General features: G+C 59.9%; 23 protein-coding genes. 11 read left to right on the top strand and 12 right to left on the bottom strand.

All coding sequences use genetic code 11. The annotated features are described in order from the left end of the window. Positions 1-80: 80 nt before the first annotated feature. Positions 81-284, bottom strand: a complete 204-nt coding sequence (locus AWB64_RS29270) for a cold-shock protein (protein WP_060858913.1) — start codon at positions 282-284, stop codon at positions 81-83. Positions 285-743: 459 nt separating this feature from the next. Here AWB64_RS29270 and AWB64_RS29265 point away from each other — a divergent pair, with 459 nt between their 5' ends. Beyond that, positions 744-2336 carry an APC family permease gene (locus AWB64_RS29265; protein ID WP_060858912.1) on the top strand — a complete coding sequence of 531 codons (1593 nt, stop codon included), beginning with the start codon at positions 744-746 and terminating at the stop codon, positions 2334-2336. 42 nt (positions 2337-2378) lie between these two features. On the opposite strand, the gene AWB64_RS29260 is transcribed toward AWB64_RS29265, so the two are convergent. The 7 genes from AWB64_RS29260 to AWB64_RS29230 all read right to left on the bottom strand — a co-directional run bounded on the left by AWB64_RS29260 (position 2379) and on the right by AWB64_RS29230 (position 8525). Then, positions 2379-3212 carry a DODA-type extradiol aromatic ring-opening family dioxygenase gene (locus tag AWB64_RS29260; RefSeq protein WP_060858911.1) on the bottom strand — a complete coding sequence of 278 codons (834 nt, stop codon included), beginning with the start codon at positions 3210-3212 and terminating at the stop codon, positions 2379-2381. A 96-nt stretch (positions 3213-3308) separates the two neighbouring features. Further along, positions 3309-3905, bottom strand: a complete 597-nt coding sequence (locus tag AWB64_RS29255; protein WP_060858926.1) for a UbiX family flavin prenyltransferase — start codon at positions 3903-3905, stop codon at positions 3309-3311. A 28-nt stretch (positions 3906-3933) separates the two neighbouring features. Continuing rightward, positions 3934-4245: a Grx4 family monothiol glutaredoxin gene (grxD, locus tag AWB64_RS29250; protein ID WP_060858910.1), complete on the bottom strand. Its 312-nt coding sequence runs from the start codon at positions 4243-4245 to the stop codon at positions 3934-3936. A 154-nt stretch (positions 4246-4399) separates the two neighbouring features. Beyond that, positions 4400-5227 carry a peptide chain release factor N(5)-glutamine methyltransferase gene (prmC, locus tag AWB64_RS29245; protein ID WP_060858909.1) on the bottom strand — a complete coding sequence of 276 codons (828 nt, stop codon included), beginning with the start codon at positions 5225-5227 and terminating at the stop codon, positions 4400-4402. Then, a complete protein-coding gene (gene prfA / locus AWB64_RS29240; protein ID WP_060858908.1) occupies positions 5224-6306 on the bottom strand; it encodes a peptide chain release factor 1 in 1083 nt (360 codons plus the stop codon). The genes prmC and prfA overlap by 4 nt, the downstream gene beginning before the upstream one ends. Positions 6307-6406: 100 nt before the next feature. After that, the gene (gene hemA, locus AWB64_RS29235) at positions 6407-7711 is read right to left on the bottom strand and encodes a glutamyl-tRNA reductase (RefSeq protein ID WP_060858907.1); all 1305 of its coding nucleotides are present in this window, start codon (positions 7709-7711) and stop codon (positions 6407-6409) included. A 52-nt stretch (positions 7712-7763) separates the two neighbouring features. Further along, complete coding sequence (locus tag AWB64_RS29230) at positions 7764-8525, bottom strand: response regulator transcription factor (RefSeq protein WP_060858906.1); 762 nt, start codon at positions 8523-8525, stop codon at positions 7764-7766. Between the two features lie 203 nt (positions 8526-8728). Here AWB64_RS29230 and AWB64_RS29225 point away from each other — a divergent pair, with 203 nt between their 5' ends. Genes AWB64_RS29225 through AWB64_RS29215 form a run of 3 tightly spaced genes read left to right on the top strand, consistent with a single transcriptional unit; the run spans position 8729 to position 11495 of the window. Next, on the top strand, positions 8729-8992 hold the full coding sequence (locus AWB64_RS29225) for a hypothetical protein (RefSeq protein ID WP_060858905.1): 264 nt from the start codon (positions 8729-8731) through the stop codon (positions 8990-8992). 40 nt (positions 8993-9032) lie between these two features. Continuing rightward, positions 9033-10853 carry an aminopeptidase P family protein gene (locus tag AWB64_RS29220; RefSeq protein ID WP_060858904.1) on the top strand — a complete coding sequence of 607 codons (1821 nt, stop codon included), beginning with the start codon at positions 9033-9035 and terminating at the stop codon, positions 10851-10853. An 18-nt stretch (positions 10854-10871) separates the two neighbouring features. Then, positions 10872-11495 carry an HAD family hydrolase gene (locus AWB64_RS29215; RefSeq protein ID WP_060858903.1) on the top strand — a complete coding sequence of 208 codons (624 nt, stop codon included), beginning with the start codon at positions 10872-10874 and terminating at the stop codon, positions 11493-11495. Here the strand turns inward: AWB64_RS29215 and AWB64_RS29210 are convergent, their stop codons facing one another. From AWB64_RS29210 to AWB64_RS31200, 3 genes are all read right to left on the bottom strand, one after another. After that, positions 11496-12614 (bottom strand): DUF748 domain-containing protein, encoded by a 1119-nt coding sequence (locus AWB64_RS29210; protein WP_060858902.1) that lies wholly within the window; start codon positions 12612-12614, stop codon positions 11496-11498. 70 nt (positions 12615-12684) lie between these two features. After that, positions 12685-14352: an energy-dependent translational throttle protein EttA gene (gene ettA, locus AWB64_RS29205; RefSeq protein WP_060858901.1), complete on the bottom strand. Its 1668-nt coding sequence runs from the start codon at positions 14350-14352 to the stop codon at positions 12685-12687. Positions 14353-14549: 197 nt separating this feature from the next. After that, positions 14550-14843: a DUF3761 domain-containing protein gene (locus AWB64_RS31200; protein WP_075643371.1), complete on the bottom strand. Its 294-nt coding sequence runs from the start codon at positions 14841-14843 to the stop codon at positions 14550-14552. 216 nt (positions 14844-15059) lie between these two features. Between AWB64_RS31200 and AWB64_RS31780 the strand changes: the two genes are divergently transcribed. Then, positions 15060-15230, top strand: coding sequence for a hypothetical protein (locus AWB64_RS31780; RefSeq protein WP_157766726.1), 171 nt, complete (start codon positions 15060-15062; stop codon positions 15228-15230). Positions 15231-15233: 3 nt separating this feature from the next. After that, a complete protein-coding gene (locus tag AWB64_RS29190; RefSeq protein ID WP_060858898.1) occupies positions 15234-15635 on the top strand; it encodes a type II toxin-antitoxin system death-on-curing family toxin in 402 nt (133 codons plus the stop codon). 93 nt (positions 15636-15728) lie between these two features. Here AWB64_RS29190 and ychF read toward each other — a convergent pair whose 3' ends face one another. Then, positions 15729-16823, bottom strand: coding sequence for a redox-regulated ATPase YchF (ychF, locus tag AWB64_RS29185; protein ID WP_060858897.1), 1095 nt, complete (start codon positions 16821-16823; stop codon positions 15729-15731). Here ychF and AWB64_RS29180 point away from each other — a divergent pair. The 5 genes from AWB64_RS29180 (at position 16822) to AWB64_RS29160 (ending at position 21647) form a co-directional block, all read left to right on the top strand. After that, the gene (locus AWB64_RS29180) at positions 16822-17040 is read left to right on the top strand and encodes a hypothetical protein (protein ID WP_060858896.1); all 219 of its coding nucleotides are present in this window, start codon (positions 16822-16824) and stop codon (positions 17038-17040) included. The genes ychF and AWB64_RS29180 overlap by 2 nt on opposite strands. Further along, on the top strand, positions 17037-18209 hold the full coding sequence (locus AWB64_RS29175; RefSeq protein WP_060858895.1) for a UbiH/UbiF family hydroxylase: 1173 nt from the start codon (positions 17037-17039) through the stop codon (positions 18207-18209). Before AWB64_RS29180 ends, AWB64_RS29175 begins: the two co-directional genes overlap by 4 nt. A 48-nt stretch (positions 18210-18257) precedes the next feature. Continuing rightward, positions 18258-18989 carry a DsbC family protein gene (locus tag AWB64_RS29170; RefSeq protein ID WP_060858894.1) on the top strand — a complete coding sequence of 244 codons (732 nt, stop codon included), beginning with the start codon at positions 18258-18260 and terminating at the stop codon, positions 18987-18989. Positions 18990-19104: 115 nt separating this feature from the next. Further along, entirely contained in the window at positions 19105-20904 is a 1800-nt protein-coding gene (locus AWB64_RS29165) for a M61 family metallopeptidase (RefSeq protein ID WP_060858925.1), read from the top strand. A gap of 146 nt (positions 20905-21050) precedes the next feature. Next, on the top strand, positions 21051-21647 hold the full coding sequence (locus AWB64_RS29160) for an FMN-dependent NADH-azoreductase (RefSeq protein ID WP_060858893.1): 597 nt from the start codon (positions 21051-21053) through the stop codon (positions 21645-21647). Positions 21648-21689 lie beyond the last annotated feature (42 nt).

The following is a 21689-nucleotide window of genomic DNA, read 5'->3' as shown; positions in this document are numbered from 1 at the left end:
AGAATAAAGTCACGGCTTAGAAAGAAAAAACCCCGCAATTGCGGGGTTTTTTCTTTTGTCGAATCAAAACCGACTGAAACTCAGGCCGGTTTGATGTTTGCAGCTTGTTTACCCTTCGGGCCCGTCTTCACTTCAAACGTGACCTTCTGATTTTCCTGAAGCGTCTTGAAGCCTTCCGTGCGGATTTCAGAGAAATGAGCGAACAGATCTTCGCCGCCGCCGTCCGGCGTGATGAAGCCAAAGCCCTTTGCGTCATTGAACCACTTGACGGTACCGGTTTCCATGTTACTTGTTCCTAAAGATGTTGAATAAGGCCGAAGCCAGAATGTGCATGAAAATCAAGGAAGGGGCAATGGGACCAACCGGAGTACCGTAATGGGCGAACTACGAAAGACCAATTCACTCGCCGCTTGAAATCCTGCAAGAAGGTTTATACGGCGAATCAAACTCAAGGTCAAATAATAGCCGAGCGGAATTTGGGGTTTTTTGAGACATCTGTCGGTCTAATGTGGAACGCCGTTTTCCCGACATCAAATTGTCTTCTTACAAGTCTTTCGTATCGGCATGTTTGTCGACCCAGACACGTTTCACATGCCATCGCAAACCTCATACAACAGATTGCTTCTACAGCCGTTAAACTACGCGCCACGCTGGTGCGGGGATGCGATTGAACTGACGAGATCACATAAGCTCAATTTCCCTTGCACTGGACGACTGGAAGTTAGCTGACTCAAGGAGATGGAGTGAAAAGTTCTATTCAACGGAACATCGGACCGGTAGCGTTGCTGCTGACGGGTCTTGGTTCCATCATCGGCTCCGGCTGGTTATTCGGTGCGTGGAAAGCCGCCAAGATCGCCGGACCGGCTGCGATTGTGGCGTGGGTTATTGGCGCGCTCGTGATACTTGCCATTGCGCTGACTTACGCAGAGCTTGGCGCGATGTTCCCGGAATCTGGCGGAATGGTCCGATATGCACGCTATTCGCATGGCGCGTTAGTCGGATTTGTGAGCGCATGGGCCAACTGGATCGCGATTGTCTCAGTCATTCCCATTGAAGCGGAGGCATCGATTCAATACATGAGCACATGGCCTTATGGCTGGGCGCATGCGCTTTATGTCGATGAATCTCTTACGCCCTTAGGACTGGGTTTATCTGCTTTGCTGGTGATTGTTTATTTCCTTCTGAATTATTGGGGCGTTAAATTATTCGCCCGCGCCAACTCGGCGATTACCGTCTTCAAGTTCATCATTCCCGGCGCGACAATTCTGGGATTGATGCTGACGGGCTTTCATGCTGAGAATTTCGGCACCACATCGAGTTTTGCGCCATATGGATGGTCAGCGGTTTTAACCGCGGTTGCAACCAGCGGCATTGTATTCAGTTTCAATGGTTTTCAAAGTCCGGTTAATCTGGCAGGCGAGGCAAGGAACCCGTCGAAGAGTATTCCGTTCGCGGTGATTGGTTCTATCTTGCTCGCACTGGTTATTTATGTGCTGCTGCAAGTCGCATATATTGGCGCGGTCAGCCCGGGCGATGTCATGAAGGGCTGGAGCCATTTTAATTTTGCGTCGCCATTTGCCGAACTTGCATTGGCGCTCAATCTCAACTGGCTCGCATTCCTGCTTTACGTCGATGCGTTCGTGAGTCCCAGCGGCACGGGTACCACGTACATGGCGACCACCTCCCGCATGATCTACGCAATGGAGCGCAACAATACGCTGCCGAAGATTCTGGGCAGCGTACATCCGCTTTACGGCGTTCCGCGTCCAGCCATGTTCTTCAACCTGATCGTTGCATTCATCTTCATGTTCTTCTTCCGTGGCTGGAGTTCGCTGGCGGCCGTGATCTCGGTCGCCACGGTGATTTCCTACCTGACCGGCCCGGTGAGCCTGATGGCGCTGCGCCGGGCGGCGACGGACCTGCATCGGCCGTTGATGATTCCCGGCATGAGCATCATTGCGCCGTTCGCGTTCGTCTGTGCATCCGAGGTGCTGTATTGGGCCAAATGGCCTTTGACGGGTGAAATCATCTTGTTGATGATCGTCGCGTTGCCGGTTTATTTTTATTACCAGTCGAAAACCGGTTTCGATTCCTGGGGAAATGACCTGAAAGCGGCGTGGTGGCTGGTGGCCTATTTGCCGTCCATGGCGGTTTTGTCGCTCATTGGCAGCAAGGAGTTTGGCGGCCGCGGATTATTGCCGTATGGCTGGGACATGGCGCTGGTGGCGATTTTGGCGCTCCTGTTTTATTACTGGGGCGTACATACCGGTTATCGGACGCAATATCTTGAAGAGCGCGAAAGTCACGACGATATCCGGAACGAAGTCGGCGCCTGAAATTAGCGAACTGAAAGTCTGAAAATAAAACCCGCTTGGATTTCAGGCGGGTTTTTTGTTTTTGCGACAAGCTAACGCGTCCTGTGCAAATCGGGCGTCGCTGAAAACGTAATTCGTCATTGCCAACGTTTTCTGAAAAGTGCCAAGAGACTGAATATCCAGATCGAAATCGTCGCCGGCAGCACCCAAGGCTCCAAAGATCGGCAGCAGATGTTCGTCGGTCGGATGCATCAGCACGGCATGCGGCGCCTGACGCCGATAGTCGAGCAACGCGCCGATATCCCGTTGCGTCATCCGCTCTTCGAACCAGTCAGTGAATTCGGTAACGCGCGGGTCACCGTCCTCAGGCCGCGCGCCGAAATCCGCCGTGCGCAGGTTATGGGTGATCTGGCCCGAGCCCACGATCATGACGCCATCGTCGCGCAATGCCCGCAGCGCTTGACCCACGCGATAGTGGTGGGCCGGGTCGAGGCGCGGCTGTATCGATAGTTGCGCGACGGGAATTGCAGCGTCGGGATACATGAGCAGCAGCGGAACCCACGCACCGTGATCCAGTCCATGATCGGTCACCGCCGACGGAATGCCCGCTTGCGTCAACAGCGACGCGGCTTGCTTTCCAAGCTGCGGCGCACCCGGCGCGCGGTAATGGATTTCGTACAGCGCGCGTGGAAAACCATAAAAGTCGTGAATGGTCTCGGGTTGCTCGGCGATGCTCGCCACCGGCTGAGCCGTGCCCCAGTGGGCGGAGAGCATGAGGATAGAACGCGGCCGCTCAAACCGGGTTGCGAACGAAGCAAACTCGGCGGACGGCATCGATGGATCGATAGGCAGCGTCGGAGCGCCGTGGGAAATGAAAACAGTCGGAAGGCGGGACATGGCAACAAGCCTCTAAAAGGTCATTGCAACCAATATAAGATCCAGCAGCCAGTTGATAAACGGCTGCAGCGGCAATGAATTGTGTCGCGGTTGTTGCTAATGTCCAGCGTTATGCAATCCCGGCCACGCCACTGCGACCGGCGGCCCGATTGCAAACATATCGATTACGCGATCCACTGTCTGATTGACCATTTCATCAATAGAAGCCGGCCGATGATAAAACGCCGGCAGCGGTGGAAAGATCACGCCGCCCATTTCGGTCACGGATGTCATATTGCGCAAATGGGCAAGATTGAACGGCGTTTCGCGTACCATCAAAACCAGTCGGCGGCGTTCTTTCAGCACGACGTCGGCGGCACGGCTAATCAAATTGTCCGATAGCCCGAGCGCAATGCTCGCCAGCGTTTTCATGGAGCAGGGCGCGACGACCATACCATCCGTTGCGAACGACCCGGATGCAATGCTCGCGCCGACATCGCGGACGTTATGCACGACGTCCGCAAGCGCATGGATGGCGGATTTATCGAGATCCAGTTCGTGCTGGATATTCAGCCAGCCCGCGCTCGAAACCAGCAGATGCGTTTCCACGCCGCCCAGCCGGCGCAGCGTTTCGAGCAACCGGACGCCGTAAATGGAGCCGGTCGCTCCGGTGATCGCGACGATCAGCCGCCGCGGCGTGTGCGCGGCGGACAAAGAGCTGTCCGGCAAGATGGAGGCAGGCTCAGGCAGCGGCAAACAGTTGCTGCAATTCGCCCGATTCGTACATTTCCATCATGATGTCCGAGCCGCCGATGAACTCGCCCTTCACGTAGAGCTGCGGAATGGTCGGCCAGTTCGAGAATTCCTTGATGCCCTGGCGAACGCCTTCGTCTTCGAGCACGTTGACCGTCTTGATATCGGTGACGCCGCAAGCCTTGAGGACCTGGATGGCGCGGCCGGAGAAACCGCACATCGGGAATTGTGCTGTGCCTTTCATGAACAGCACGACCGGCGCTGCGTCGACGATTTGCTTGATGCGTTCTTGCGTATCCATGGTCTTTCCTGCGATGCGTTGTAATGCGGGTTGATTTGGGGCTGGGCGGTGCGGGACGCTTTAACAGGCGATATTTCGCACGCCAACGTGTCTGAAATGATAGCGGATTTCAATCGGTGCAGCTTGGACGCGCCCTCGGTGATGCGCGTACGGTTTACGCGGCGAAAACGCCGCCGCTGGCGCGTTCGATTCCGGCAAGATCGCGCTCCGAGCGTACGTCGGAAAAGCCGCGCGCCGTCAGCAGCGTACGCACTTCGGCAGCCTGGTCATAGCCGTGTTCCAGCCAGAGCACGCCATTTGTCGCGAGGAAAAACGGCGCGCTCTGGATGATCGTACGGATTGCGCTGAGTCCGTCGGCTTCGTCGGTGAGTGCGGTGCGTGGTTCGAATCGCAAGTCGCCTTCTGAAAGGTGCGGATCGTGTTGCGCGATATACGGCGGATTGCTCACAATCGCGTCAAAACGCAGCGCCGGGTCCAGCGCCTCGGTCCAGTTGCTCTGAAGGAAGTTGACAGGCCTGTCGCCGCCGAGCAGTTTCGCTGCATTCCGGGCCGCGACCTCTAGCGCTTTCGCCGATTGATCGACGGCCCAGACCTGAGCATCGCGCCGGGAACATGCGATTGCTACGGCGATTGCTCCGCTGCCCGTGCCGAGATCGAGTACCCGAGGGGCACTGATTCCCGCGATCTTCGCCAAGGCAATCTCAACCAGCAACTCGGTTTCCGGGCGCGGGATCAGCACGTCGGGGGTGACATCGAATGGCAGTCCGAAAAATTCCCGCGTCCCGACAAGCTGCGCGACCGGCTCACCGTTCATGCGCCGTTGCGCAAGCGCTTCAAACCGTCCGACGCTTTGCGCGTCCAGTTCTTCGGCATCGCGCGTGATCAATTCCGTGCGTCGCCAGCCGAGCACGTGCTCGAGCAGGATTCGCGTTTCAAGCGGCGGCAACGTCGACGAACGCAGCAACTCCGCGGCCGTCGTCATTCCGAATCGCCCAGCGCGGCCAGCAACTCCGCCTGATGCTCGCTGACGAGCGCGGCCACGAGTTCATCTATATCACCGTCCATGATTGCGTCGAGCTTGTAGAGCGTCAGGTTGATCCGATGATCCGTCATGCGCCCTTGCGGAAAGTTGTACGTGCGAATCCGTTCCGACCGGTCGCCCGATCCGATCAAACTCTTGCGCGTCGCGGCTTCCTTCGCGTGCTGCTCGTGATACTGCTTGTCCATGATCCGCGCGGCGAGCACCTTCAGCGCGCGATCCTTGTTCTTGTGCTGCGAGCGGTCATCCTGGCATTCCACGACAATGCCGGTCGGCAAGTGCGTCACGCGCACAGCCGAATCGGTCTTGTTGATGTGCTGGCCGCCCGCGCCGGACGCCCGGAAGGTGTCGATACGCAAATCCGCCGGATTGATCACCACTTCGCCGATTTCATCGGCTTCCGGCATCACGGCGACGGTGCACGCCGACGTATGAATGCGCCCTTGCGTTTCGGTCGCCGGAACCCGCTGCACGCGATGGCCGCCCGACTCGAACTTAAGCTTCGAATACACGTTGAGGCCCGCGATCCGCACGATCACTTCCTTGTACCCGCCGAGATCCGAGACGCTTTCCGACATCATCTCGACCGTCCATCGATTGCGCTCGGCGTACCGGAGATACATGCGCAGCAGGTCGCCCGCGAATAGCGCGGATTCGTCGCCGCCCGTGCCCGCACGGATTTCGATGAAGATATTGCGGTCATCGTTCGGATCTTTCGGCAGCAACATGGCTTGCAGGTCGCGCTCGATCGTTACCATCCGCTCGCGCGTCTCGCCGATTTCCTCTTCGGCGAAGTCGCGCATGGAGGGGTCGGCGAGCAGTTCCTGCGCGGTGGCTTCGTCGTTGGCGGCCTGACGCCAGAGCGCGTATTGCTCGACCACTGGTCCGATTTCGGCGTGTTCCCTCGTGATCTTCCGATACTGATCCATATCGGCGGTCACGTCTTCGCGACTCATCAGGTCATTGAGTTCGGCCAGCCGGGTGGTGAGCTGGTCGAGCTTGCTTTGCATGCTCGTTTTCATGGGGTGCTGGAGCAAGGCTCCGGAGAAGACTGCGTATCAGGAAAGCGGCCGGAAAACGGCGCTGCTGAAAAAGAGACGGCGGGCGTAGCGGCGAGGGGCGCTAATTTTCCGAAGGATCGTTCGATCCCGCCGGATGGCCGTGCTTGTACAGTCCGCCCATCAATTCGATGAGCTGGTCGCGATTTTCATGGCTGGCACGGCTGAGCGCGTGCGTGGGGCCATGGATCAGCTTGTTCGTGAGCGACTGCGACAGCGCTTCGAGCACCGCCGCCGGATCTTCGCCGCGCGCGAGCATCTTGCGCGCGCGCTCGACTTCGGCGCGGCGCAGGGCGTCGGCTTGCGTGTGCATGTGACGGATCACCGGCACGATGCTGCGTGCATCGAGCCATTGCATGAAGTTCTGCACCCGCGTGTCGATAATCGATTCCGCCTGCGCCACCGCCGCCTGCCGCGACGCGCTGCCTTCACGCACGATCGCGCCAAGGTCGTCGACGGTATAGAGGAACACGTCCTGCAACTCGCCCGCTTCCGGTTCAATGTCGCGCGGCACGGCGAGATCGACCATGAAAATTGGCCTGTGGCGGCGCGCTTTCACGGCCCGCTCGACTGCGCCCAGCCCGATGATTGGCAGCGTGGAAGCCGTGCACGACACAATGATGTCGAACTCGTGCATGCGCGCGGGAAGTTCGGACAGGGGAATGGACCGGCCATTGAAACGATCGGCGAGCTTCTCGCCGCGCTCGGCCGTGCGGTTCGCCACGACGAGTTCACGCGGCTTTTGCGCGGCGAAATGCGTTGCGCACAGCTCGATCATTTCGCCTGCGCCAATGAACAACACGCGCTGGCCGGAAATGTTCTCGAAGATGCGCTGTGCAAGACGCACGGCAGCGGCCGCCATGGAAACTGACTGCGCGCCAATTTCGGTCGTCGTACGGACTTCCTTGGCGACCGCAAAGGTGCGCTGGAACAACTGGTTGAGATACGTGCCCATTGCGCCGGCTTCGGCCGCTGTACGCACCGCATCTTTCATTTGTCCGACGATCTGCGTCTCGCCAAGCACCATGGAATCAAGCCCCGATGCCACCCTGAACGCGTGCCGCACCGCTTCGGACTGCGGCAGCGCGTAGACGTGCGGCGCGAGTTCGGAGACCGGAAGATTGTGATACTTCGAGAGCCAGTGGACTGCGGCATCGCGCGCGGCTTTTTCGCCGGTTGCGCAATAAAGCTCCGTGCGGTTGCACGTGGAGAGGATTGCGGCTTCCGGTGCGCCACGACCCATCGACCCGAGCCACAGATCCTTCAGCGCGCCCAAGGCCGGCTTGATTTGTTCGAGCGGAAACGCCACGCGTTCGCGCAGGGCGACAGGCGCAGTGTGGTGGTTGATTCCGATCGCGAGGAGCTGCATGTTGTGGGCCTGAGCTGATGGCCTTTAAAAATGCCTAAGAATTAGCCCGATATTATAGCCTTTCGCGAAATCCTTCAGTTCCTCCCTGCTGACCACCGGCGAAACCCATGCCAGGCATGCCGCCGGGCATCTCGCTGGCCTCGATGCGGTCCAGTTGATAACCGTAGCCATAGAGCGGCGTCAGCCGGTATCCGGTTTCCGGCCGCAAATGCAATTTCGAGCGCAGGCGCGACGCGTGGGTATCGAGGGTGCGCGACGCCATGTCGCTGCCACGCGGCCACACCACTTCCATGATGTGCGCCCGCGACACGGCGCGCGACAAATTGGTGAACAACAGCCGCGCGAAGCGGAATTCCTTCGGCGTGAGCAAAACACGCTGGTCCGCAAAGCTGACGCTGAGTTCGGACGAATTGAATCGATAGTCCCCGAAATGCTCCGCTGCGGGCGTGCGCACCATGCTGCGCCGTGCCAGCACTTCCACGCGGGCGGCGAGTTCATCGACGCGAACGGGCTTGGAGACGCAGTCGTCAGCGCCCGCTTTCAGGCACGCGACCACGTCGGCTTCGTTCTGGCTCGCGGCCAGCAAGACGATGGGAAGCTGAGGCGCCAGATGCCGGACGCGCTCGATGATTTCGGCACCGATCATGTCGCGCGTTTCATTGGCGGCGATCAGCAGGTCGAACGTGTCGTGCCGCATACGGTCGAGCAGCGCCGGCGGAGTCGGGAAGAAATGGCAGAAATGGCCGTCCAGGACGAGAGTCCGGCGGATGAGTGCGGCGTGCTGGACGTCCGCGTCGATGATGGCGATTCGCATGATTTCTTACGCTGCCGCGTGCGCCGAGTGGGTGCGGAGGCTGGCGCGGCATGCGCTTGCCATCGCCATTCCAGCCCCCTAAACTCAACCGCTGCGCTGCGAGCGCCTTCCAGACCTTCTATTAGTACGGGATCGAAAATGCTAGTTCACCCATCCGATTCGACACATAGGTTTAGTCTGAATTCGGCCGGAACCGATCGCTGATGGGTTGGCCTGGCATCGTTTTTCTCGGATTTGTGATCGGCGTGGCCGGTTGGTGGCTGAATCCCCTGCGACGTTCGGGCGCGAAACGCGCCGCCCGGTTCTGGTTAGCCGTGGCCGCAGCCGTTCTCGGAGCGATCATCGCGAAAATGTTGGGCAACCTTGCCGGCGCTTTTCACGACGGAGATTCTCTCGAGTGGCTGACGTGCACGCTGGTTGCGCTCGCGGCGGTAACCGGCGCTGTCTGCCTGACCGCGCGCCGCTAGGTACAAGCCGCCAAGTAACTCATTCTGCAGGTGAAATTCCATGAACGATCGACTGAATTCCCCCAATGCCCAGACCTTTGCGCAGCGAATCGAACTGCTGCGCGGCGTCATGGCGCGCGAGGCGCTGGCTGCCGTGCTGGTGCCATCGTCGGATCCGCATATTTCGGAATACTTGCCCGAGCGCTGGCAGGCAAGACAGTGGCTTTCGGGATTCACAGGATCGGCGGGAACACTGGTCGTGACGCGCGACTTCGCCGGCGTCTGGGCCGACAGCCGCTACTGGACGCAAGCCGAGGCGCAACTTGCCGGGACCGGCATCGCGCTCGTGAAGATGACGGCCGGCCAGCAATCGGCGCCTTATGTGGACTGGCTAGCCGAGAACGTTGCGGCGGGTGAGACGGTTGCTGTAGATGGCACGGTGCTCGGCGTTGCTGCGGCGCGCACGCTGAAAGATGCGCTGACCGCGCGCGGAATCGTGCTGCGCACGGATCTCGATCTGCTCGACGCCGTCTGGCCGGAGCGGCCGGGTTTGCCATCGGATAGTGTTTATGAGCATGTTGCGCCCCAGTCGAGCGTCACGCGCGCGGACAAATTGGCCGACGTTCGCCGCGTGATGCGCGAAAAAGGCGCTCAATGGCATTTCATCTCCACGCTCGATGACCTCGCGTGGCTCTTCAACCTGCGCGGCGCCGATGTCAACTACAACCCCGTGTTCCTCGCGCATGCGTTGATCGGGCTGGACGACGCCGCGTTGTTCGTCGGCGATGGAAAAATCTCCGCCGAGTTGAACGCGTCGCTCCTGAAAGACGGCGTATATGTCGAGCCGTACGTCAAAGCCGGTTATGCGCTCGCCGCGTTGCCCGCCGGTTCCGCGCTGCTCGTCGATCCGCGCCGCGTCACGTTCGGCTCGCTGGAAAAGGTGCCAGCGAAAGTAAAAATCGTGGAAACGGTGAATCCGTCGACGTTCGCGAAGTCGCGCAAAACGCCCGCCGATGCCGCCAACATTCGCGCCACCATGGAGCAGGACGGCGCGGCGCTCGCCGAATTCTTCGCGTGGTTCGAGGACGCGCTCGGGCGCGAGACGATCACGGAATTGACCATCGATGAAAAACTGACGGCGGCGCGTGCTCGCCGGCCGGGTTTCGTCACGCTGAGTTTTGCGACTATCGCCGGGTTCAATGCGAACGGCGCGATGCCGCATTACCGCGCCACGGCCGACTCGCATTCGGTGATCGAAGGCAACGGCTTGTTGCTCATCGATTCGGGCGGACAGTATCTGAGCGGCACGACGGATATCACGCGCGTGGTGCCCATCGGCACGATCACTGCCGAGCACAAACGCGATTTCACGGTCGTGCTGAAGGGCACGATTGCGCTATCGCGCGCGCGTTTCCCGCGCGGCATCCGTTCGCCAATGCTCGACGCCATCGCCCGCGCGCCCATTTGGGAAGCGGGCGCGGACTACGGACATGGAACGGGGCACGGCGTGGGCTACTTTCTGAACGTGCACGAAGGTCCGCAGGTCATTTCGCACTACGCGCCCGCCGAGCCTTACACGGCCATGGAAGAAGGCATGATTACGTCGATTGAGCCGGGGCTTTACAGGCCGGGAAAGTGGGGCATTCGCATCGAGAACCTGGTGATGAACGAAGCCGCCGGCAAGACCGAATTCGGCGATTTCCTCAAGTTCGAAACGCTGACGCTCTGTCCTATCGATACACGCTGCATCGACCTCGCCCTGCTGCGCGACGACGAACGCGCGTGGCTCAACGACTATCACGCGATGGTGCTCGAACGCGTCTCGCCGCATGTGTCGGGCGCGGCGAAAACGTGGCTCGAAAACCGTACGCAGCCAATCTGAAAACGGAGCACGAAACGCATGGCGATCAAGGCAGTGGTATTCGATTTCGGCGGCGTGCTGATCGACTGGAATCCTGAGTATGTTTATAGCCGCCTGATTCCGGACGCGACCGAGCGGCGCTGGTTCATGAACAACGTGGTTCATATGGACTGGGTGTTGCAGCAGGACGCTGGGCAGACCATTGCCGACGGCAACGCCGAACTGATCGCCAGATTTCCCGAGCATGAAGCCTTGATCCGCGCGTTTTACGAGCGCTGGCAGGAGATGGTCGCGGGCGTGCTCGAAGACGGCGTGGCGCTGGTTGACAAGCTTGAAGCCGCTGGTATTCCGCTATTCGGGCTGACCAACTGGTCGGCGGAAACTTTCCCGTGGGCGTGGGAGCGTTTTCCGGTATTGCAGCGTTTTCGCGAAGTGGTGGTGTCGGGGCGCGTGCTGGTTGCCAAGCCCGATCCGGCGATTTTCGCGTTGATGTGGAAGGAAATCGACCGGCATTTTCCGGGCATTGCGCCGCAGGAAGTCGTTTTCATCGACGATAACGCCAGGAACATCGCCGCCGCGACCGCGCTCGGCTGGAACGCCGTGCATCACACGAACGCAGAGCAGACCGAAGCGCGTTTGAGGGCGCTCGGCTTGCCGGTCTGATTATTTCGAAAACAGATTCTTCAGCGCGTCGCCAATGCTTTTGACCACGCCGCCGGCGTTCCTGGCGGCGCCTTCCGCGTTCACGCCAAGCGCTTTCGCGAAGCCCACGGCAAGTTTCTTCGTCAGGCTTTCGTTGAGCGAAAACTTAGGATCGCGCAGGTTGCCATCGAGTTCGAAATCCAGCTTGATCTCATCGTGGTTTTTCAACGCGGCTATCGCAACTTTGGTCGGAATGGAAAGGAACGTGTCGAGCGGGTTCCCGTTCTCCGATAGCTGCAAGTGATTCAGCACCACCGATCCGGGCGCGTGAATCGTGTAGTTCTGCACGGTGGCGTCGAGCGTCAGGTCGATCGTGCCGCCCGTAACGGTGCTGCGCGCGCCCACTTTCTTGAGCAGATAAGGATCGAGCGTGGCGATATCCACGTTGCGCAGCGTGGTGTGCGTCTGCGAATCCTTGCTCGCGATCTTCATCCAGCCATTGAACGCAACCGTGCCCGTATGCGATGGCCCTTTGATCGAGCCGGTCATGTCGAGTTTGGTCGGGTTGGTCAGCGCCGGAAGATGCAGGTCGTCCACGGTCGCGTGCGCATTCGAAATCAGAATTCGGTAGGGCGGCTTCTGCACGGATTCATCGAAGAATTCCATGGCGCCGCGCTCAAACGTTACATGATCGATCAGCCGCTCTTCGCGTGCATGCCTGGCGGCTTCGGTTGAGCTGGCTTGCGCCTCGCGCGTCGACTGCTTGAGATTCGGCAGCAAATCGACGCGGCCATCGGCGAAACGCGCTACCGAGAGATAAAAACCGTCCACCGTGATGTTGCGCAGATGCAGCGTGCTGGTCAACACGGAACGCATGTCGATGTTGAGCGTCACGCGCTCGGCGCGCAATGCATCGTCAGCGGGCCAGCCCTGCGGACCGCGCATGCGAACGCGGCTCAGTGTGATCCGCGCGTACCCGGCATCCACGTCCTCCACTGATCCGAGCGGCCCGAGCGCCTCGATTACGCGGGCCTTCATCTCGTGCATGACATACAACCAGCCGCCGCCCGCAGCGAGTAACAGCACCACGACCACCGCGCCCGCCCACAGCATCAGGCGCTGCGCCTTCGAACCCGCCATGCCGATCTCTCCAAATCAAGCCGCGCGCGGGCGGAGCCGATGCGTTGCTGGTTGTTATAAATGACGCGTGTTAGCGGACGATCGGCTTGTAGCGCAGGCGTTTCGGCTTTGCAGCTTCGTCGCCGAGACGATTGCGCTTGTCGGCTTCGTACTCCTGGTAGTTGCCATCGAAGAACGTCACTTGCGAATCCCCTTCGAACGCGATGATGTGCGTCGCGATACGGTCAAGGAACCACCGATCGTGCGAGATCACCAGCACGGAGCCCGCGAATTCCAGCAACGCGTCTTCCAGCGCGCGCAGCGTTTCGACGTCGAGATCGTTCGACGGTTCGTCCAGCAGCAGCACGTTGCCGCCTTCAATCAGCGTTTTCGCCAGATGCAGCCGGCCGCGCTCGCCGCCCGACAGTGCGCCGACCGTCTTTTGCTGGTCGCCGCCCTTGAAATTGAACCGGCCGATATACGCCCGCGACGGCGTTTCATACTTGCCAACGGTCAGCACATCCGCGCCGCCCGAAATCTCTTCGAACACGGTCTTGTTGCCATTGAGCGCGTCGCGGCTTTGATCCACGTAGGCCAGCTTCACGGTCGGCCCGGTCACGATCTCGCCCGAATCCGGCTGTTCCTTACCCGTCAGCATGCGGAACAATGTGGACTTTCCTGCGCCATTTGGCCCGATTATTCCGACAATCGCGCCCGCCGGGATCTTCATGCTGAGGTTATCGATCAACAAACGGTCGCCATACGCCTTGCTCACGTTCTTGAACTCGATCACTTCGTTGCCCAGACGATCGCCGACCGGGATGAAGATTTCCTGCGTTTCATTGCGCTTCTGGTATTCCTGGCTATTGAGTTCCTCGAACCGCGCGATACGCGCCTTGGACTTCGCCTGGCGTCCCTTCGGGTTCTGGCGCACCCATTCCAGTTCCTTCTTCAGCGCCTTCTGACGCGCCGATTCCGACGATTCTTCCTGCTTCAACCGGTCCTGTTTCTGGTCGAGCCAACTGCTGTAGTTGCCTTTCCATGGAATACCGTGGCCGCGGTCGAGTTCGAGAATCCATTCGGCGGCGTTATCGAGGAAATAGCGATCGTGCGTCACCGCCACGACGGTGCCCGGATAGCGCGTCAGGAACTGTTCGAGCCAATCCACCGATTCGGCGTCGAGGTGGTTGGTCGGTTCGTCGAGCAGCAGCATGTCGGGCTTTTGCAGGAGCAACTTGCAGAGCGCGACGCGGCGTTTTTCACCACCCGAAAGGTGCTCGATCTTTGCGTCCCATGCGGGCAGGCGCAACGCGTCGGCGGCAACTTCCAGCTGTTGCTCGGGCGTGCCGCCGTCGCTGGTCGCGAGGATGGCTTCGTATTTGGCTTGCTCGGCCGCGAGCGCGTCGAAATCGGCGTCGGGTTCCGCGTAGGCGGCGTAGATTTCGTCGAGCTTTTTCTGCGCGGTAAAAACGTCGCCGAGGCCGTCTTCAACCGCTTCGCGCACGGTTTGCTGCGGATCGAGTTGCGGCTCCTGAGGCAAATAGCCGATGTTCAGGTTCGGCATCGGCGTGGCTTCGCCTTCGATTTCCTTGTCGACGCCCGCCATGATGCGGATCAGCGTCGACTTGCCCGAGCCGTTCAGGCCGAGCAGGCCGATCTTGGCGCCGGGAAAGAAGGACAGCGAGATGTCCTTAAGGATCTGGCGTTTCGGCGGCACGATCTTGCCGACGCGGTTCATGGTGAAGACGTATTGGGCCATTTGCGGATTTCGGTTGTCTTGAGGTTTTCGGGTTTTGCTTGTCGAGGCGCGCTTCGGTCGACGGCGGCGGCTGACATTCAGATCGCCACGGCGATGCACCTCGATTCAGTTCGCGACGATGCGTGTTTCCAAGGCAGCAGGAACGTGCCGACATTGTACTTCCATGAATATGCGTGGTCGGCGCGCGAAGCGCCAAGTCAGCGCCAGGCGGCTACGCCGCCGTGACGCGAGCACGTTCCGCTGCGGTGGCGGCTGAAGCTCCACGTGCCGTCGCGGCATTGCGCAGTGGCGCCGTCGGGGGCAGCGCCCGAGCGGGAATGTGCCGGGGAATGGACGGTTTGGCCGTCGTGGTTGCGGTAGCTCTGATGGTTGTCGAGGTCGGATTCGTTCGGGGCGGAGTAGGCGTAGGCGTGAGCGGCGGGGGAATGCAGAATGAAAAGAGTGACGAGAAGGATTGGTGTGATACGGCGAAGGACGACGTTGTTGCTCATGTTTTAGGCTTGCCTCGCACGCTTGACGTTTGCCGTTTTTACTCTCAGTTCGTGATTCATGCGATCCGATTGTTCCTAAACGTGTGATTGGATCGTGCCGGACAGCGTTTGAGGAACGGGGCTTTCGGCATCCGAAGCAGTCCGTTGACACGTCCAGCAGGCGCGTATAATCCATACACCTACTTTAGATACTGCGCAGTTCCAGGAGTCGACGAAATGATCACCGACAAAAAGGGAAGCAAGCCCGGCGCAAAGGATCGGCCGATGATCGCACCCAAAAATCCGGTGCGCGTGGCAAATGAATCAGACCGACAAATCGTCGTTGCTGCCGCTCGGGCGGTTATCTCCGAACATCGTGATGTAATCAAGGCGCTGGCAAAGCGCTGATGAATGCTGGATGCCGCCTTTGTTCTTCAAATCCACGACGAAATCCTGATTGAGGAGCCGGGCTTGCCGGGCTTCGCCGGTCCAGGATTCGCGGGCCTTGAAAGCGCGCTCCTTCGAATCGAGAACTGGTCCACATACGGCAATCTCAACGACGTGTTTGGTATCGCATCTATGTATGCGGTTGCGATCGCCCGGGGGCACATCTTTAACGACGGAAATAAGCGCACGGCTCTTGTTGCGGCATTAACTTACTTAAAGCTTCAAGATATTACTGTGCCCCGCGACGCGAGCCTGGAAGACGAAATGGTTGCGGTTGCCGAGGGTGCGACGGATGCAGCAACTTTCGCAAATCGACTGGCCTCCCTTGCTCTTGGCCTCGATGACCTTGAAACGTTAAAGCAATGACGGGCCACGCGACGTTTATTGTGATGTTCAAAAAAAACCCCGCGTAACGCGGGGTTTGCGATTTAGACGGTTGGCCCTGACGCTCGTGTTTTGCTACACGTTAAACAAGAAATTCATCACATCCCCGTCGTGGACCACATATTCCTTCCCTTCGGCCCGCATCTTCCCGGCTTCCTTCGCGCCGTGCTCGCCTTTGAATGTAATGAAGTCATCGAAGGCGATTGTCTGCGCGCGGATAAAGCCGCGCTCGAAGTCTGTGTGGATCGCGCCGGCAGCCTGAGGCGCAGTGTCGCCAATGTGAATGGTCCACGCCCGCACTTCCTTCACGCCCGCCGTGAAATACGTCTGCAATCCCAGCAGCTTGTAACCCGCGCGAATCACGCGATCTAGCCCCGGCTCGTCCATGCCGATATCGGCTAGAAACTCCTGCTTGTCGGCGTCGTCCAGATCCGCGATTTCCGCTTCGATCGCCGCGCACACCGCAACCACCGGCGCTTTCTCAGCTTCAGCGTACTTGCGCACCGCGTCCAGATGCGGATTGTTTTCGAAGCCGTCGTCCTTCACGTTCGCCACGTACATGGTCGGCTTGGCGGTGATCAGGCACAGCGGCTTGATCAGCAGGAGTTCGTCTTCGCTCAGGTCGAGACCGCGCACCGGCTTCGCCTGATCGAGTTGCGCCTGGATTTTTTCGAGCACGGGCACGAGTTTCGCCGCTTCCTTGTCGTTTCCCGAGCGCGCGGATTTGGCGTAACGATGATGCGCTTTTTCAACCGTCGACAAATCCGCGAGCGCCAGTTCGGTATTGATCACTTCAATATCTGCCAGCGGGTCGATCTTGTTCGCGACGTGAATCACGTTCTCATCTTCGAAACAGCGCACGACGTGCGTAATGGCATCGGTTTCGCGGATGTTCGCGAGGAACTTGTTGCCAAGGCCTTCGCCCTTGCTCGCGCCGGCGACGAGGCCGGCGATATCGACGAATTCCACAATCGCCGGCACCACACGCTCGGGCTTGACGATTTCGGAAAGCGCCGCAAGACGCGGATCGGGCACTTCGACCACGCCGACGTTCGGCTCGATTGTGCAAAACGGATAGTTTTCGGCGGCGATGCCAGCCTTGGTCAGTGCATTGAACAGTGTGGACTTGCCGACGTTAGGCAAGCCGACGATGCCGCATTGGAGGCTCATGGAATCCTTCGAACTGGTGAAACGGCGTGCGCCGCGTGGGTCAACGCTGCATGTCGCGGTGCAGCGGGCGGCCACGTCATGGCGGGCCGGAAAAAACGATATTGTACCGCTGCGGCCCGGTACGCTGGGCGCGGCGGGGCAGCGCCGGATCTGCGGCCGAAACACCGTGTTGTACATCGAATCTCGAAATACCCCGGCGGCTATAATGCCCGCATGACTTTCCACTCTCGAAATTTTCACGCGGCCGTGGTTGGCGGTGGCCTGGTCGGCAAGACGGCGGCGCTCGCGCTGACGCAATCCGGCCTGCGCACGGCGTTGCTCGCATCGCCCGCTGCTCCGCCGCCCGCCGCCGGCAGCTTCGATTCACGGATCTACGCGCTTTCGTCGAGTTCGCAGGCGTTGCTTGAACGGTTGCGCGTCTGGCAGGCGCTCGAGCGCGAAAAGCTCGGACCGGTGCTGGACATGCGTGTTTTCGGCGACGCTTTCGCCGAGCTGCATTTTTCCGCATTCCAGGCTGCCGTGCCGCAACTGGCGTGGATCGTGGAGTCGTCGCTGATCGAGCGATCGCTCGATGCCGCACTGCGTTTCCAGCCGAACCTCACGTGGATCGAGTCTCGTGCCCAAGGTCTCGTGATTCACGACGACGCCGCGCATCTCACGCTCGCCAACGGCGAAACGCTTGAAGCCGATCTCGTGGTCGGCGCGGACGGCGCGCATTCGTGGGTGCGGGCGCAGACGGGTGCGAAGATGCATCGGCGGGAATATCGGCAGACCGGCGTAGTCGCGAATTTCAAGTGCGAAAAGCCGCACGCCGAAACGGCGTATCAATGGTTCCGCGATGGCGAGATCATCGCGTTGCTGCCGCTGCCGGGTGATTACGTGTCGCTCGTGTGGTCCGCGAAAACCGATCATGCCGACGCGCTCCTCAAACTCGATCCGGCGCAACTCGCGGCGGAAGTCGAGAAAGCCACGCAAAACATGCTCGGCACGCTGGAATGTGTGACACCGGCCCAAGGTTTTCCGCTTGCGCTGCAAACGGTCGATCGGCTCATCGGGCCACGCGTGGCGCTGGTCGGCGACGCCGCGCATCTGATTCATCCGCTTGCGGGTCAGGGCATGAATCTCGGCCTGCGCGACGTCGCCGCGCTTGCCGAAACGCTCGCGGGCAAGGAAGCCTTCCGGTCGGCGGGCGATCCAGTCCTGCTTCGCCGATACGAACGCGCTCGCCGCGAGGACATCCAGAAATTGACCATTGCGTGCGATGGTCTGCAGAGACTTTTCTCCATGCCCGGCACGCTTGCCCGAGCGGTGCGCAATACCGGCATGGCGCTCGTGGGCGCGCAGCCGCACATCAAGCGCTGGCTTGTTTCGGCGGCGCTCGGTTAAGAAGACGCGCGCAACTACCCACATACTTTCAGCATCACAGGAATCCGAATGAAAATCACTCTTCGCCGCGCTTTGGTCGCTGCCGCCACGCTGGCAGCGGTGTTTGGCATCGGCATTGCTGCCCAGGCCGATCAAACCACTGACAAGATCAAGTCCACGCTGCAATCGCGCATTGGCGACGCCGACATCAAGAGCATCCAGAAATCGCCGATTGCGGGGCTGTACGAAGTGAATCTCGGCTCGCAGATCGTCTACGCGGACGCGACCGGCAACTATCTGCTGATGGGCGATCTCGTCGATACCCGCACGCGCACGAATCTCACCGAAGCGCGTCTGGCCGAAACCAACAAGATCGACTTCGCCAAGTTGCCGTTCGAAAACGCGGTGAAGGTCGTGAAGGGCACGGGCGCGCGCAAGATCGCGGTGTTTTCGGACCCGAATTGCCCGTACTGCAAGCAGCTCGAAACCACGCTCAAGTCCGTCGATAACGTCACCGTCTACACCTTCCTGTATCCGGTCCTGTCGCCGGATTCGGCCTCGAAGTCCAAGTCGATCTGGTGCTCGAAGGACCGCTCCAACGCCTGGGAAGGCTGGATGCTCGACCACACCGCGCCGACTGCCGCAGCGAGTTGCGACACAACGGCTATCGATAAAAACCTGAAGCTCGGCCAGTCGATGAACGTCACCGGCACGCCCACGGTGTTCCTGGCCGACGGACGCCGTTTGCCGGGCGCCGTTCCGGCTGACCGGCTGGAAAAGGAAATCTCGGCGGTTCGCTGAAATCAGCGGCCGATCCAGACCAAGGAGGCGCGCGATGCGCCTCTTTCGCTTTCAAGCAGGCATCGCCGCCCGCGCCCGGCTCCAAGCCGGCGATAAGAACAAAGGACTTCGACGCATGAACGCCATCCGATACACCATCGTCCCGAAAAATCCCGCCGCGCATCTGTTCGAAGTGACGCTGACCGTGAGCGAGCCGGATCCGTCCGGCCAGCGCTTCGTGCTGCCGGTATGGATTCCAGGCAGCTACATGATCCGCGAGTTCGCGCGCAACATTGTGACGCTGCAGGCGTTCAACGCGGCCGGCCGAAAGATCGCCATCGATAAAACCGACAAGCATGCGTGGCAAACCGCGCCGCACGACGGTCCGATCACGCTGCGTTACGAGGTCTACGGCTGGGATTTGTCGGTGCGGGCGGCGCATCTGGATGACACCATCGGCTTTTTCAACGGCACGAGCGTTTTCCTGGCCGTGGAAGGGCAGGCAGAAGCGCCGTGCATTGTCGATATTCAAAAGCCTTCGGGCGCGCAATATGCAAACTGGCGCGTGGCCACGGCGCTGCCCGAAGCGCGAGGCACGAAACGCCTTGGCTTCGGTGCGTACGAAGCGCCGAACTACGATGCGCTGATCGATCATCCCGTGACGCTCGGCGAGTTCGCGCTCGGTTCGTTCAGTGCCCACGGCGCGAAGCACGACATCGTGATTTCGGGCCGCGTGGCCGCGCTCGACATGCGGCGTCTCGAAACCGATCTCAAGCGCATTTGCGAATCGCAGATCGCGCTGTTCGAACCGCGCACGAAGAAGGCGCCCGTTGATCGCTATGTGTTCATGACCGTTGCTGTTGGCGATGGGTACGGCGGCCTGGAACATCGTGCATCGACGGCGCTGATCTGCAATCGCTCGGACCTTCCTGTTACCGGACGGCCGGAGATGACGGAGGGATACAAGACGTATCTGGGTTTGTGCAGCCACGAATATTTCCATACGTGGAACGTAAAGCGCATCAAACCGGTGGCGTTCGCGCCATACGATCTGTCGCAGGAAAATTACACGTCGCTGCTGTGGCTGTTCGAAGGATTCACGTCGTATTACGACGACCTGATGCTCGTGCGCAGCGGCACGATCAGCGCGAGCGATTATTTCGCGATGCTGGGTAAAACCATCGGCGGCGTGTTGCGCGGTTCGGGGCGATTGAAGCAAACCGTCGCGGAAAGCTCGTTCGACGCATGGGTCAAATACTATCGGCAGGATGAGAACGCGGCGAACGCCATCGTCAGTTATTACCAGAAAGGCTCGCTTGTCGCGCTTGCCTTTGACCTGTCGATTCGCGCGCAAACCGCGGGCAGGAAGTCGCTTGACGACGTCATGCGTCTTTTGTGGCAGCGCTATGGCCGCGATTTTTATCATGGAAAGGCGCGCGGCATAGAGGAGAGCGAGGTTGAAGCGCTGTTCGCCGAAGCCACCGGCGCCGATCTGAAAAAGCTGTTCCGCGAAGGCGTCCATGGCACGCGCGACTTGCCGCTGGAGACACTGCTGGAACCGTTCGGCATCAAACTCGCCGCCGATATCGCCACGAATGGCACGACAGGCAAACCGTCGCTTGGCGCGCGGGTTCGCACTGGCGCGGATTGCGTGCTCACGGCCGTTCACGAGAACAGCGCGGCGCAGAAGGCGGGTTTATCGGCGGGAGATGTGCTGGTCGCAATCGATGGCTTGCGCGTCACCGGATCGAATCTCGATTCGCTGCTTTCGCGGTATTTGCCGGGCGCAAAGGTCGAAGTGCACGCGTTTCGTCGCGACGAATTGCGCGTGGCGCAGGTCAAACTCGACGCGCCGGATGTTTCGCGCTACGTCCTTTCAACCACCGATTCCAGCGCCCAAACGAAGCAACGGCGTGAACGCTGGTTGAAAGGTTGACCCGGCGACGACACCAAAAAGCGGATTGTTTCACCAGTGCAACGATCCGTCTTGAGTGCACAGCTTTTTCCCGATCGATTAAAAACGAAGAATGCGTCCTGTCAGAGCGCGTCCGCGCTCACACTCAACAAGGGACAGGAGTCGTCATGACGACCATTCTTCAAATCAATTCCGCTGCCCGCTCGCAAGGCGCTCAATCCACATTGCTGGCCGACGAAGTATCGGCGAAGCTGCTGCAATCGCACGCGGGCGCGAAGCTCGTGGTTCGCAACCTTCTCACGGATAACCTGCCGCATCTGGATGACGCCACGCTGGGCGCGTTCTTCACGCCCGCCGAAGCACGCACCGCCGAACAAAACGCGATCCACGCGAAGAGTGAAGCACTGATCGCCGAATTGCAGGCGGCTGACATTGTTGTAATCGCCGCGCCGATGTACAACTTCGGCATTTCGTCGCAACTGAAGACGTATTTCGATTGGATTGCACGCGCCGGCATTACGTTCAAGTACGGTGCGAACGGTGCTGAAGGCCTTGTGACGGGCAAGAAGGTGATTGTGGTGACGGCTCGCGGCGGCAAGTACAGCGGCACGCCGAACGATTCGCAAACGCCGTATCTGAAGACGTTCCTGGGTTTCCTCGGCATGACCGATGTCAGCTTCGTGTATGCAGAAGGCCTGGCAATGGGCCCGGACGCCGCTGGCGCTGCGTTGGCTACGGCGCGGGATTCGATCGCAGCGCTGTAAGTTGTTTTAAGCTGCTGAAAATCTGGAAAGCCCGCCGCGTCT

This window comes from Caballeronia sordidicola (genome assembly GCF_001544455.2).
In the GTDB taxonomy this organism is placed as follows: domain Bacteria; phylum Pseudomonadota; class Gammaproteobacteria; order Burkholderiales; family Burkholderiaceae; genus Caballeronia; species Caballeronia sordidicola.
This window is presented reverse-complemented; position numbering and strand designations above follow the sequence as displayed.